The organism is Streptomyces sp. FH025, from assembly GCF_017427025.1.
Lineage (GTDB): Bacteria > Actinomycetota > Actinomycetes > Streptomycetales > Streptomycetaceae > Kitasatospora.
In genome coordinates this window covers 1-13,390 of sequence record NZ_JAFLNG010000143.1, presented here as the reverse complement: position 1 = coordinate 13,390, position 13,390 = coordinate 1, and the positions used below count along the sequence as shown (strand labels likewise).

Sequence of the window (13,390 nt, the reverse complement as noted above, 5' to 3'; positions counted from 1 at the left end):
GGTGCCGTGCACCGGGGCGTCGGCGCCGGGCCCGCCGAGCGGGGCCAGGTCGATCTGCACCCCGCAGTCGGCGAGCGCGTCCAGCTCGCGGGCGGTGGCGTCGTCGGCGGTGGCCTGCTCGTCGGTGACCAGCCGGGTGATGGTCTCGGTGGCGACGGTCTGGAACATGCCGGCCGCGCCGAGCTTGGTGTGGTCGGCGAGGACGATGACCTCGGCGGCCGCCAGCACCATTGCCCGGTCCACGCTCGCGGACAGCATGTTCGCGGTCGACAGCCCGCGTTCGGCGGTCAGACCGCTGCCGGAGATGAAGGCCTTGTTGACCCTCAGCCCCTGCAACGACTGCTCGGCCCCGCTGCCCACCAACGCGTAGTTGGAGCCGCGCAGGGTGCCACCGGTCACCACCACCTCGACCCGGTTGGCGTGTGCCAGGGCCTGGGCGACCAGCAGCGAGTTGGTGACCACCGTCAGGCCGGGCACCCTGGCCAGCCGGCGGGCCAGCTCCTGGGTGGTGGTGCCGGCGCCGACCACCACCGCGTCGCCCTCCTCCACCAGGGAGGCGGCGAGGTCCGCGATGGCGCTCTTCTCCGCCGCGGACAGGTGGGTCTTCTGCGGGTACCCGGGTTCGCGGCTGAAGCCGCCGGGGAGCACCGCGCCGCCGTGTCGGCGGTCGAGGAGCCCTTCTGCCTCCAGCGCCCGCACGTCGCGGCGCACGGTCACTTCGGAGGTCTGGACGACGCGGGCCAACTCCCGGAGCGAGACGGCTCCGTTGGCGCGCACCATTTCGAGGATCAACTGGCGACGTTCTGCTGCAAACACAGAACCGACGGTAACCTGCGTGACCGTCTGCTTTCATGCGTTTGCAGCTGGTAGCGGGAAATGCTCACGCACGTGCGGCGCGTGACCGTACAATACGCGCCGTCAATAACCCGGAACTGCGCCCGCCGTCCGGGTGACGATCACTCCTGCCCGAACGGACGCGAAAGGGCGGCCGCCGATCGGCAGCCGCCCTCAACTGTGCGTCTTGAGCTCAGGATTCGCCCTCGGCCCGCTTGCGGATGTGCAGCTGCCGGGCGGCCTCGGCGGTCGAGCCGGAGACCGACGGGTAGACGGTGAAGGCGCTGGCCACCTGTTCGACGGTCAGATTGGCGTCCACCGCGAGCGAGATCGAGTGGATCAGCTCGCTGGCGCGCGGGGCGACGACCACGCCGCCGACCACGATGCCGGTGCCCGGGCGGCAGAACAGCTTCACGAAGCCGTCCCGGATGCCCTGCATCTTCGCCCGCGGGTTGCCGCGCAGCGGCAGCTTGACCTCGACCGCGTCCATCTTGCCGCACTCCACGTCGGCGGCGGTGTAGCCGACGGTGGCGATCTCCGGGTCGGTGAAGACGTTGGAGGCCACGGTCTTGAGGTTCAGCGGCTGCACCGCGTCGCCCAGCGCGTGGTACATCGCGATCCGGCCCTGCATGGCCGCCACCGAGGCGAGCATGAAGACGCCGGTGCAGTCGCCGGCCGCGTACACGCCCGGGGCGCTGGTGCGGGAGACCCGGTCGACCTGGACCTGGCCCCAGTCGTTGAGCTTGACCCCGGCCTCCTCCAGGCCCATCTCGGCCGTGTTGGGGATCGAGCCGACCGCCATCAGGCAGTGCGTGCCCTCGACCACCGTGCCGTCGGCGAGGATCACCTCGACCCGGTCGCCGATCCGCTTGGCGCTCTGGGCGCGCGAGCGGCTCATCACATTCATGCCGCGGCGGCGGAAGACGTCCTCCAGCACCTCGGCGGCGTCCGGGTCCTCGCCCGGCAGCACCCGGTCGCGGCTGGACACCAGGGTCACCTTGGAGCCGAGCGCCTGGTACGCGCCGGCGAACTCGGCGCCGGTCACACCGGAGCCGACCACGATCAGCTCGCGGGGCAGCTCCTCCAGGTCGTACACCTGGGTCCAGGTGAGGATCCGCTCGCCGTCCGGCTGGGCGTCCGGCAGCTCGCGCGGGTGGGCCCCGGTGGCGATCAGCACGGCGTCGGCGCGCAGCGACTGCACGGTGCCGTCGGGGGCGTCCACCAGCACCTCGCGGGAGCCGTCCACGGCCTGCCCGCCGGCGCCGAGCCGGCCGCGGCCGCGCAGCACGGTGACCCCGGCGCGGGTGACGGACTGGGTGATGTCGTGGGACTGCGCGATCGCCAGGCGCTTCACACGGCGGTTGATCTTGCCCAGATCCACGCCGATGACCTTGTCCCGCTCCTCCGCGGGCCCGTCCTGGGCGACGGTGATGCCCAGTTCCTCGTACGAGCTGTCGAAGGTGGTCATCACCTCCGCGGTCGCGATCAGGGTCTTCGACGGCACGCAGTCCGTGAGCACCGCCGATCCGCCCAGACCGTCGCGGTCGACGACGGTCACCTCCGCGCCGAGCTGTGCGGCGACCAGGGCCGCCTCATAGCCGCCGGGTCCGCCACCGATGATCACGATCCGAGTCACGCCCCCATTGTCCCGCACGCCGAGAGCACCGCCACGCCGGGGTCCGGGCTCGGCGTACCTCCGGCCAGTCGCCCTGACCGCGGACCGACCGGGCTACGCTGGCCCCCATGCCCCTTTACGCCGCGTATGCCACCAACCTCGATGCCCGGCAGATGACCCGCCGAGCCCCGCACTCCCCGCTGCGCGGCACGGGGTGGCTGGACGGCTGGCGGCTCACCTTCGGCGGCGAACAGCTCGGCTGGGAGGGCTCGCTGGCCACCGTCGTCGAGGACGAGAAGGAGCGGGTCTTCGTCTCGCTCTACGACATCGCGCCGATGGACGAGGAGGGCCTGGACCGCTGGGAGGGCGTCCAGCTCGGCATCTACCGCAAGATCAAGCTGCGCGCGCAGACCCTGGACGGCGACATCCCGGTCTGGACGTACGTGCTCAACGACTACGAGGGCGGCCTGCCCGCGGCCCGCTACCTCGGCCTGATCGCCGACGCCGCGGAGAGCGCCGGCGCCCCGCACGACTACGTGCTGGACCTGCGCCGCCGCCCCTGCTGACCCGCCTCCCAGCTCCGTACGGTCTCCGCCAGCACCCCCGCCACGGCCGCGCGCCGGGCCGGGTCGGCGCGCACCCCGTACACCAGCTCGACGTGCAGCCACGGCACCCCGAGCCCGGCCGCGAACCGGCCCGCCACGTTGGTGGCGCCCGTCAGCCGCACGCCCGGCTCCCGCCAGGCCCGGCGGACCGCGAGACCGGCCCGGCCGAGCCCCTCGGCGGTCAGCTCGGCGGCCGGGCCCGGCCGCCCGGCGCCGCTGGAGACCACCGCGTCCCACCCGGGCAGACTGGCCGCGCCGAAGCCGTGCACCTGGAGGCCGGGCAGGCCGCGCCCGGTGAGCGCCTCGACCACGGCGGCGAAGGCGGTGTCCCTGCGGTGCGCGACGTCCGCGCGGCCGTCCGCCCCGGCCCGGCGGTGCGCCCCGGCGAGCACCAGCACGCCGCCCGGCACGGCCCGGAACAGCTCCACCCCGAGCGCCTCGGTGCGCAGGTCCGAGGCCGGGTGGGGCACCTGCACGGACCAGGTTGGCCGCTCCGAGAGGTCCAGGTAGATCCGGCCCCAGCCTCGGCCGTCCCCGGTGCCGCCGTCGGTGGCGTCGGTGGCGTCGCCGCCGGTGTCGTCGGCTGCGGCGGCGATCTCGGCGACCCGGCGGCCGGTCACCGCCTCGGCGAACTCGGCGATCCGGTACCCGACCCGGGCCAGCGCCCGTTCGGCCTCCCCGGTCCGGCCGTCCAGCACACCCAGCACGCCGTCGGCCACCGCCCGGCGCTGCGCCTGGTCCGGCGGGGTGTAGTGGCCGCTCGGGAAGAAGTCCGCGGTGAACGCGTCCACCCGGGCCGCCAGATCCACCGGCCCTGGCCCGGGCCCGGTCGGCGCCGGAAGCGGCGGGTGTCGTCTGTCCTCGTTGCCCATGGCGGTCGAACCTGTCCTGCGGCGTGAGTCGGAGCGGCCGACGGCGGACCGGCCCCGACCGCCACCGTACCGCCGCCGCACCCGGCCGGCTTCTCGGAGCCGGACGACGACGGCACGTGCACGAAAGAGCCTCCCGGAGGGACGGGCTCCGCACGGCGTCCCGGTCGTGTGCGATCCGACGGCCCGCTCACCCGGAAAGCGCCACCGAGCTGTGTTTCCGGGTCAACCGGGTAACGATCCGGCATGCCGCGGCAGTTTTTCTACGCGCGTAGCCGAAACCCGTCTATCCTCGGACGCGTGAACGCTTCTCCTCAGTCGGTCGTCTCCGCCGACCCCTACGCCGCCGCCCAGGCCGCCGCCGAGCGCCTGCGCGAGCTGACCGGTGCCGAGCGGCACGACGTCGCCCTGGTGATGGGCTCCGGCTGGGTGCCGGCCGCCGACGCCCTGGGCGAGACCGTGGCCGAGTTCCCGGTCACCGACCTCCCGGGCTTCCCCGCCCCCGCCGTCGCCGGCCACGCCGGCAAGATCCGCTCGGTGAAGATCGGCGACAAGCGCGCCCTGATCTTCCTCGGCCGCAACCACTACTACGAGGGCCACGGCGTGGCCACCGTCGTCCACGGCGTGCGCACCGCCGCCGCGGCCGGCTGCGGCATCATCGTCCTGACCAACGGCTGCGGCGGCCTGCGCCACGGCTGGACGCCCGGCCAGCCGGTCCTGATCAGCGACCACATCAACCTGACCGGGGACTCCCCGATCGTCGGCGCCAACTTCGTCGACCTCACCGACCTGTACTCCAAGCGCCTGCGCGAGCTCTGCCGCGAGGTCGACCCGTCCCTGGACGAGGCCGTCTACGTGCAGTTCCGCGGCCCGCACTACGAGACCCCGGCCGAGGTCAACATGGCCCGGGTGATCGGCGGCGAGCTGGTCGGCATGTCCACCACCCTGGAGGCCATCGCCGCCCGCGAGGCCGGCTCCGAGGTGCTCGGCATCTCCCTGGTCACCAACCTGGCGGCCGGCATGACCGGCGAGCCGCTCAACCACGAAGAGGTGCTGGAGGCCGGCAAGGCCTCCGCCGAGCGCATGGGCGAGCTGCTGGCGAAGGTCCTGGAGCGGATCTGACGCCCCGCCGGGCACGCGATCATGAGCGACGGGGCCCGCTGGCGGCGTGATCCACTGATCACGTCCGCCCGCGGGCCCCGTCCGCGTCCGCGCCCCTTCCCCGCGGAAGCCCCCGGCGCGAACACCCCAGGCACGAGAACCCCTGGCGCGAACACCCCTGGCCTCCTCGGCGGCCCACCTTGCGGAACCCTCCGGCCGACCCACCGACGCACTTCCCACTGGAGCTGGCACCCATGACGCAGGCACCCACCACCGACCTCCTCGCCCGGGCCCGGACCTGGCTGGCCGAGGACCCCGACCCGCAGACCCGCGAGGAGCTGACCGCCCTGCTGGCCCGGGCCGAGGGCCCGGAGGCCGAGACGGACGGCAAGCTCGCCTGGGCCGACCTCGCCGAGCGCTTCTCCGGCCGCCTCCAGTTCGGCACCGCCGGCCTGCGCGGCGAGCTCGGCGCCGGCCCGATGCGGATGAACCGCGCCGTGGTGATCCGGGCCGCCGCCGGCCTGGTCGCGTACGTCCGGAAGCAGAACCTGGGCGACCTGGTCGTGATCGGCTACGACGCCCGGCACAAGTCGTACGACTTCGCCCGCGACACCGCCGCCGTGGTGGTCGCGGCCGGCCTGCGCGCCGCGCTGCTGCCGCGCCCGCTGCCGACCCCCGTCCTCGCCTTCGCCATCCGCCACCTGGGCGCGGCCGCCGGCGTGACCGTCACCGCCAGCCACAACCCGCCGCAGGACAACGGCTACAAGGTCTACCTGGGCGACGGCTCGCAGATCGTCCCGCCGGCCGACGCCGGGATCGCCGCCGAGATCGACGCGATCGGCTCCCTGGACGACGTCCGGCGCGCCGAGGAGGGCTGGGAGGTGCTCGGCGAAGAGGTCGTCGAGGCCTACCTGAACCGGGCCGTCTCCATCCTCGACGAGCACGGCCCGCGCGAGCTGGAGGTCGTCTACACCCCGATGCACGGCGTCGGCCGCGACACCCTGGTCGCCGCCTTCCGCCGGGCCGGCTTCCCCGCGCCCACCGTGGTCGCCGAGCAGGCCGAGCCCGACCCGGACTTCCCGACCGTGGCCTTCCCCAACCCGGAGGAGCCGGGGGCGATGGACCTCGCCTTCCGCGCCGCCGCCACGGTCGGCCCCGACATCGTGATCGCCAACGACCCGGACGCCGACCGCTGCGCGGTGGCCGTCCCCGCCAACGGCAACGCCGCGGGCAGCGGGGCCGGCGCCGCCCGCTGGCGGATGCTGCGCGGCGACGAGGTCGGTGCGCTGCTCGGCGCCGCCCTGGTCGCCAAGAGGGCCGAGGGCACCTTCGCCACCACCATCGTCTCCGCCACCCTGCTCGGCCGGATCGCCGAGGCCGCGGGCCTGGGCTACGCCGAGACGCTGACCGGCTTCAAGTGGATCTCCCGCACCGAGGGCCTGCGCTACGGCTACGAGGAGGCGCTCGGCTACTGCGTCGACCCGCAGGGCGTCCGGGACAAGGACGGCATCACCGCAGCCCTGCTGGTCGCCGAGCTCGCCGCCACCCTCAAGAAGTCCGGCCGCACCCTGACCGACCTGCTGGACGACCTGGCGCTGGAGCACGGCCTGCACGCCACCGACCAGCTGTCCGTCCGGGTCCAGGACCTCTCGCTGATCGCCGACGCCATGCGGCGCCTGCGCGAGCAGCCGCCGACCGCCCTGGCCGGGCTGACCGTCACCCGCGCCGACGACCTGTCGGCCGGCTCGGCCGAGCTGCCGCCCACCGACGGCCTGCGCTACTACCTGTCCGGCGAGTCCGTCCGCTCCGCCCGCATCGTGGTCCGCCCCTCCGGCACCGAGCCCAAGCTCAAGTGCTACCTGGAGGTCGTCCTCCCGGTCGCCACCGCCGCCGACCTCGCCCCCGTCAGGGAGCGGGCCGCCGAACTCCTCGCCGCGCTCAAGCGCGACCTCGCCGAGGCCGCCGGCATCTGACCCGCCCGCACGCCGAAGGGCCCCGCCGGTCGCCGGCGGGGCCCTTCGCGTACGTCCGTCAGACCGCGATGACGGTGATCAGCGCGACCAGTCCCACCAGGGTGGGCGCGATGACCCACCAGCACCAGCGCACCACGACCGGACCGGCCGCGTCGGCGTGGGAGGCGTTGCGCTCCGCCATCTGCTGGAGGACGTCGGTCACCTGGTCGGACCAGGCGCGGGTGGGGTCGGACGAGCCGTGGACGACCGGGTTGGTCCGGGAGGCCAGGCCCAGCCCCAGCCCGGTCCGGGAGGCGTGCTCGGCGTTGCCGCGGCTCTGCGCGCGGGTGGCCCGCTTGCGCTGGCGCATCGACACCGGCACCGCCCACACCTGGTACTTCTTCTCACCCGCGAGCAGTTCGACCGAGTAGCCCGCCCGCAGGGCGTCCACCGAGGCCCAGGGGGCGGTGATGGTCCGCCAGGGGTTGCGCACCACCAGGCGGCGGCGGTCGGCCCGCACCACCGGGCGCAGCGTGTAGGCGATCACAGGGAAGGCGAACACCGGCACCGCCGCCAGCGCGACGTACGGGGTCTTGCCGCTCCCGCTGAACACCGCGTCGCCGATCAGCCAGGCGGCGACGGCCAGCAGCAGCACTCCGGAGATCGCACCGGGGACGGAGCGGTACACGCGGTCCGCGTACTCGGGATCCCCGTCTGGGGCGGCCGAGCCCTGGTGGGGCTTGCCGTCGGATTCGGTCATGGCGTCGATTCTGCCCCATGCCCCTCACCGACAGGTCTCGGTCCGGCATCGAAAGGTGGGCACCCTAGCGGACGACTACGCGCGTAGATATGCTGCTCTGGTGACTATGTCCACTGTTGCAGCCAATGCCCTCCCCCAGCCTGGCGGCCGGGAGGTGCCCCCAGGCGTTGCGGGCAGCGGCCTCGCGGACGTTGCGGCGTCCGAGGCCTCGCTCCGCCGCTTCCTGCACGGCCTGCCCGGCGTCGACCAGGTCGGCCTGGAGGCGCGTGCCGCCGCCCTCGGTACCCGCTCGATCAAGACCACGGCGAAGGCCTACGCCATCGACCTGGCGATCTCCATGATCGACCTGACCACGCTGGAGGGCGCGGACACGGTCGGCAAGGTGCGCGCCCTGTGCGCCAAGGGCAGGACCCCCGACCCGACCGACCCGACCACCCCGCGCGTCGCCGCCATCTGCGTCTACCCGGACATGGTCGCCACCGCGAAGGACGCCCTGCGCGGCACCGACATCCAGGTCGCCTCCGTGGCCACCGCCTTCCCGGCCGGCCGCGCCGCCCTCCCGGTCAAGCTCGCCGACACCGCCGACGCGGTGGCCGCGGGCGCCGACGAGATCGACATGGTGATCGACCGCGGCGCCTTCCTCTCCGGCCGCTACCTCGACGTCTTCAACGAGATCGTCGCGGTCAAGGAGGCCTGCAAGCGCCCCGACGGCAGCTCGGCCCACCTCAAGGTGATCTTCGAGACCGGCGAGCTCCAGACCTACGACAACGTGCGCCGCGTCTCCTGGCTGGCGATGCTGGCCGGCGCCGACTTCATCAAGACCTCCACCGGCAAGGTCGCCGTCAACGCGACCCCGCCGGTCACCCTGCTGATGCTGGAGGCGGTCCGCGACTTCCGCGCGGCCACCGGCGTCCAGGTCGGCGTGAAGCCCGCCGGCGGCATCCGCACCACCAAGGACGCCCTCAAGTACCTGGTGATGGTCAACGAGACCCTCGGCGACGACTGGCTGAGCCCGCACTGGTTCCGCTTCGGCGCGTCCAGCCTGCTCAACGACCTGCTGATGCAGCGCCAGAAGCTCGCCACCGGACGCTACTCCGGTCCCGACTACGTGACGGTGGACTGATCACCATGGCCAAGAAGAAGAACACCGAGCAGCCCGCGGCCAAGCCCGCCGGCGGCCTGTTCACCTACGCCCCGGCCCCCGAGTCCCCCGCCGCCGCGGGCGACATCGCCTCCTCCTACGGCCACTTCATCGGCGGCGAGTTCGTCGACTCCTCCGGCAGCGAGGCGCTGAAGACGGTCAACCCGGCCACCGAGCAGGTGCTCGCCGAGTTCGCCCGGGGCACCGAGGAGGACGTGGACCGCGCGGTCGCCGCCGCCCGCAAGGCCTTCGCCGACTGGTCGGCGCTGCCGGGCAGCGAGCGCGCCAAGTACCTGTTCCGGATCGCCCGGATCATCCAGGAGCGCGGCCGCGAGCTGGCCGTTCTGGAGTCGATCGACAACGGCAAGCCGATCCGCGAGACCCGCGACTTCGACATCCCGACCGTCGCCGCGTGGTTCTTCTACTACGCGGGCTGGGCGGACAAGCTGGACTACGCGGGCTTCGGCCCCAACCCGCGCCCGCTGGGCGTGGCCGGCCAGGTCATCCCGTGGAACTTCCCGCTGATGATGCTGGCGTGGAAGATCGCGCCCGCGCTGGCGACCGGCAACACGGTCGTCCTGAAGCCGGCCGAGACCACCCCGCTGACGGCCCTGCGCTTCGCCGAGATCTGCCGCCAGGCCGGTCTGCCGAAGGGCGTCGTCAACATCGTCACCGGTGACGGCCGCACCGGCGCCGCGCTGACCGCCCACCCGGACGTCAACAAGGTCGCCTTCACCGGCTCCACCCCGGTCGGCCGGGCGATCGCCCGGCAGCTGGCCGGCAGCCGCAAGAAGCTGTCGCTGGAGCTCGGCGGCAAGGCCGCGAACATCGTCTTCGACGACGCGCCGATCGACCAGGCGGTCGAGGGCATCGTCAACGGCATCTTCTTCAACCAGGGCCACGTCTGCTGCGCCGGTTCGCGCCTGCTGGTCCAGGAGTCGGTCCAGGACGAGGTGCTGGACGCCCTGAAGCGCCGGATGGCCACCCTGCGGGTCGGCGACCCGCTGGACAAGAACACCGACATCGGCGCCATCAACTCGGCCGCCCAGCTGGCCCGGATCACCGAGCTGGCCGAGGCCGGCGAGGCCGAGGGCGCCGACCGCTGGTCGCCGGAGTGCGAACTCCCGGGCACCGGCTTCTGGTTCAAGCCGACGCTGTTCACCGGCGTCAGCCAGGCCCACCGGATCGCCCAGGAGGAGATCTTCGGCCCGGTGCTGTCGGTGCTGACCTTCCGCACCCCCGCCGAGGCGGTCGAGAAGGCCAACAACACGCCGTACGGCCTCTCCGCCGGCATCTGGACGGAGAAGGGCTCGCGCATCCTCTGGATGGCCGACAGGCTCAAGGCCGGCGTGGTCTGGGCCAACACCTTCAACAAGTTCGACCCGACCTCGCCGTTCGGCGGTTACAAAGAGTCGGGCTACGGCCGCGAGGGTGGCCGCCACGGTCTGGAGGCCTACCTCGATGTCTGATGTCGCAACGCGTCTTGACGTCCTCAAGACCTACAAGCTGTACGTCGGCGGGAAGTTCCCGCGCTCCGAGAGCGGGCGGGTGTACGAGGTGACGAAGGCGACATCAACCGCTGACGCGGCGGGGAAGGGCCAGTGGCTCGCCAACGTCCCGCTGGGCACCCGCAAGGACGTCCGTGACGCCGTCCTGGCCGCCCGCAAGGCGGTCAAGGGCTGGGCCGGCACCACCGCGTACAACCGCGGCCAGGTGCTGTACCGGGTGGCCGAGATGCTGCAGGGCCGACGCGAGCAGTTCGCCGCCGAGGTGTCCGTCTCCGAGGGCATCGGCCCGAAGAAGGCCGCCGCGCTGGTGGACGCCGCGATCGACCGCTGGGTCTGGTACGCGGGCTGGACCGACAAGGTCGCCCAGATCGCGGGCAGTTCCAACCCGGTGGCCGGGCCGTACTTCAACCTCTCCACCCCGGAGCCGACCGGCGTGGTCGGGATCGTCGCCCCGCAGGCCGGTTACGGGCACTCGCTGCTCGGCCTGGTCTCGGTGATCGCCCCGGCGATCGCCACCGGCAACACGGTCGTGGTCGCGGCCGCCGCGGACGCCCCGCTGCCCGCGCTGTCGCTGGGCGAGGTGCTGGCCACCTCGGACGTCCCGGGCGGCGTGGTCAACATCATCTCGGGCCGGACGGCGGACATCGCCCCCACCCTGGCCTCGCACCAGGACGTCAACGCGCTGGACCTCACCGGGGCCATCGCGGCCGACGGCCCCGGCGCGGCGGCCGCGCTGGAGGCCGCCGCCGCGGATACCCTGAAGCGGGTGGTCCGTCCGGAGCTGGACCCGTTCGCCCAGGACTGGACCAATGCTCCCGGTACGGACCGGCTACTCTCGTTCCTGGAGACGAAGACGGTCTGGCACCCGATGGGGATCTGATCCCCCTCCGCCACCTCTGTCCCACGCTCCGCTCGACGGAACGACAGAACGAACAACTCCACAGACTGGCCGTCCCCCGTGCCCTCTCCCCCCCAGGGCCCGGACGGTCACCGGACGGACCCGCGCCTCTCCCCCCTGGCGCGGGTCCGTCGCATTTCCGTCGCGCGCGGCCCTCAGGAGGTCCGTGCAGAACGGTTTCGGCAACCGGCCGGGATGCGTCAGACTGGTGTCCCGTGAGTGACTCCCCCATGAACCCCGCACCGACGGCCCGCGCCCGGGTGATCCTGCTCTCCGGGCCCTCCGGATCGGGGAAGTCCTCGCTCGCCGAGCGCAGCGGCCTGCCGGTGCTCCAGCTGGACGACTTCTACAAGGACGGGGACGACCCGACCCTGCCGCGGCTGCCGGACGGCGCCGTGGACTGGGACTCCCCGCTCAGCTGGCACCGTGACCAGGCCGTCGCCGCCATCCGCGACCTGCACGAGCACGGCCGGGCCGAGGTGCCGGTGTACTCGATCCCGGACAACGGCCGGATCTCCACCCACGCCCTGGAGCTGGACGGCGCGGGCGCGTTCATCGCCGAGGGCATCTTCGCCGCCGAGATCGTCGCCGACTGCACCGCCGAGGGCCTGCTGGGCGACGCCCTGTGCCTGCGCAACGGCGCGCTCACCACGGCCTGGCGCCGACTGCGCCGGGACGTCCGGGAGGGCCGCAAGTCGCTGCCGGTGCTGCTGCGCCGGGGCCTGCGGCTGATGCGGGCCGAGCGGTCGATCGTCGGGCGGCAGGTCTCGCTCGGCTCGTACGCGTGCGCCGGGCCGGAGGCCGAGCGGCGGATCCGGACGGCGGCCCGGACCGGGCAGTACTCCACGGTCTGAACCGCCAAGCGCCGGAAAACCAATGACGAGGGGCCCGGTGCGTCTCCCCCGCACCGGGCCCTCGCCTTCCCGAACGGTCCTCGTCTCCCCACGGACACCGCTCCCCCGAGCCGGCGTCCCCTGGACCATGACCGTCCGCTACCCGTCCCCCGACGGGAGTCCCACCACCGCGCGTTACGCGACCAGCTCGCCGAACGCCCGGACGGTGTCGCCCGACTTGTTCAGGTGCTCGTCCTCGCGCAGCCGGCGCAGCGCGCGCCAGATGCTGCTCTTGACCGTGCCGACGCTGATCCCCAGCACGTCGGCGATCTCCGGGTCGGTCTTGCCCTCGTAGTACCGCAGCACCAGCATGGTCCGCTGGTTCTCCGGCAGCTTCGCCAGCGCCTGCCAGAGCACGGTGCGCAGCTCGGTGCCGCCCATCGCGTCCGTGTCGCCGGCCGTCTCCGGCAGCTCCTCGGTCGGGTACTCGTTGACCTTGCGGCGCCGCCAGGCGGAGATGTGCAGGTTGGTCATGGTGCGGCGCAGGTACCCGCCGACCGCGGCCTTGTCGGTGATCCGGCCCCAGGCCCGGTAGGTGCTGAAGAGCGCGCTCTGCAGCAGGTCCTCGGCCTCGTAGCGGTCACCGGTGAGGTGGTACGCCGTGGCGTACAGGGAGGCGCGGCGCTCGCGCACGTACGCGGTGAACTCCGTGATGTGGTCCTCCGCGACGGCCGGGTGCTCCCCCTGCGCGTCCCCCTGTCCCGCCTCGGTGGTGCGGGCCGGTGCGGGGTTCAGCCGCAGCAGCGTCGCACCGGCGGCCTCGCGGCCGGTCGGCTCCCCCGAACCGACCGTCCGCAGGCCGTTCCCCCGCGTTCCCCCGTTGCCCCCCGGGGCGTCCTTGCCCTCACCGCGGACGGGAAGGATCCCCCGCAGCGTGAGGGTGTTGGCGGAGTCGACCGCACTCCCCAGTCGGCCGATCCCGTACAGCTCCCCCGTCCTGCCGCCGCCGCTCACCCGGCGGGCGACAGGGTTTCCACCGGTGCTGTGCGCGCACCCCCGTACGGTCACGGCACCGGAGCTCTCCTCGGTCCTGGCCTCGTGCCGGGCCAGGTGGGCGGCGGCTGAGGAACGCGCGGTGCGGACAGCCGGGTTGGTCCGGGTCTGAAGCATGGCGTTCATCGTGCGCCCCCTGGGTCGGTACGAGCGGTTCCTGTTGCCGCCCTCCAGCCGGGCCGGGTGGCCCGCTGTCCTGCGGCGACACGGAAAATCCTGCC

At 73.3% G+C, this 13,390-nt stretch carries 12 protein-coding genes; 7 read left to right on the top strand and 5 right to left on the bottom strand.

Translation table 11 applies throughout. The features are described 5' to 3' along the window. On the bottom strand, positions 1-816 hold an 816-nt coding region (locus J0670_RS13245; protein ID WP_207811727.1), incomplete at its 3' end, for a DeoR/GlpR family DNA-binding transcription regulator. A gap of 211 nt (positions 817-1,027) precedes the next feature. After that, entirely contained in the window at positions 1,028-2,470 is a 1,443-nt protein-coding gene (locus J0670_RS13240; protein ID WP_207811726.1) for an NAD(P)H-quinone dehydrogenase, read from the bottom strand. A 107-nt stretch (positions 2,471-2,577) separates the two neighbouring features. On the opposite strand from J0670_RS13240, the gene J0670_RS13235 reads away from it, so the two are divergent. Continuing rightward, on the top strand, positions 2,578-3,015 hold the full coding sequence (locus J0670_RS13235) for a gamma-glutamylcyclotransferase (protein ID WP_207811725.1): 438 nt from the start codon (positions 2,578-2,580) through the stop codon (positions 3,013-3,015). Here J0670_RS13235 and J0670_RS13230 read toward each other — a convergent pair. Beyond that, the gene (locus J0670_RS13230; protein WP_207811724.1) at positions 2,982-3,926 is read right to left on the bottom strand and encodes a hypothetical protein; all 945 of its coding nucleotides are present in this window, start codon (positions 3,924-3,926) and stop codon (positions 2,982-2,984) included. The genes J0670_RS13235 and J0670_RS13230 overlap by 34 nt on opposite strands. A gap of 297 nt (positions 3,927-4,223) precedes the next feature. Here J0670_RS13230 and J0670_RS13225 point away from each other — a divergent pair, with 297 nt between their 5' ends. Further along, positions 4,224-5,045, top strand: coding sequence for a purine-nucleoside phosphorylase (locus J0670_RS13225; protein ID WP_374223097.1), 822 nt, complete (start codon positions 4,224-4,226; stop codon positions 5,043-5,045). Between the two features lie 233 nt (positions 5,046-5,278). After that, positions 5,279-6,997 carry a phospho-sugar mutase gene (locus J0670_RS13220; RefSeq protein WP_207811722.1) on the top strand — a complete coding sequence of 573 codons (1,719 nt, stop codon included), beginning with the start codon at positions 5,279-5,281 and terminating at the stop codon, positions 6,995-6,997. Between the two features lie 58 nt (positions 6,998-7,055). On the opposite strand, the gene J0670_RS13215 is transcribed toward J0670_RS13220, so the two are convergent. Then, a complete protein-coding gene (locus J0670_RS13215; RefSeq protein WP_207811721.1) occupies positions 7,056-7,736 on the bottom strand; it encodes a PH domain-containing protein in 681 nt (226 codons plus the stop codon). Between the two features lie 100 nt (positions 7,737-7,836). Here J0670_RS13215 and deoC point away from each other — a divergent pair, with 100 nt between their 5' ends. From deoC to J0670_RS13195, 4 genes are all read left to right on the top strand, one after another. Next, positions 7,837-8,859, top strand: a complete 1,023-nt coding sequence (gene deoC, locus J0670_RS13210) for a deoxyribose-phosphate aldolase (protein ID WP_374223096.1) — start codon at positions 7,837-7,839, stop codon at positions 8,857-8,859. 5 nt (positions 8,860-8,864) lie between these two features. Then, positions 8,865-10,346 (top strand): aldehyde dehydrogenase family protein, encoded by a 1,482-nt coding sequence (locus J0670_RS13205; RefSeq protein WP_207811719.1) that lies wholly within the window; start codon positions 8,865-8,867, stop codon positions 10,344-10,346. After that, on the top strand, positions 10,339-11,265 hold the full coding sequence (locus J0670_RS13200; RefSeq protein ID WP_207811718.1) for an aldehyde dehydrogenase family protein: 927 nt from the start codon (positions 10,339-10,341) through the stop codon (positions 11,263-11,265). Before J0670_RS13205 ends, J0670_RS13200 begins: the two co-directional genes overlap by 8 nt. A gap of 233 nt (positions 11,266-11,498) precedes the next feature. Further along, positions 11,499-12,137, top strand: a complete 639-nt coding sequence (locus tag J0670_RS13195) for an ATP-binding protein (RefSeq protein WP_374223095.1) — start codon at positions 11,499-11,501, stop codon at positions 12,135-12,137. A gap of 174 nt (positions 12,138-12,311) precedes the next feature. On the opposite strand, the gene J0670_RS13190 is transcribed toward J0670_RS13195, so the two are convergent. Then, the gene (locus J0670_RS13190) at positions 12,312-12,974 is read right to left on the bottom strand and encodes a SigE family RNA polymerase sigma factor (protein WP_207811728.1); all 663 of its coding nucleotides are present in this window, start codon (positions 12,972-12,974) and stop codon (positions 12,312-12,314) included. Between the last annotated feature and the right edge of the window lie 416 nt (positions 12,975-13,390).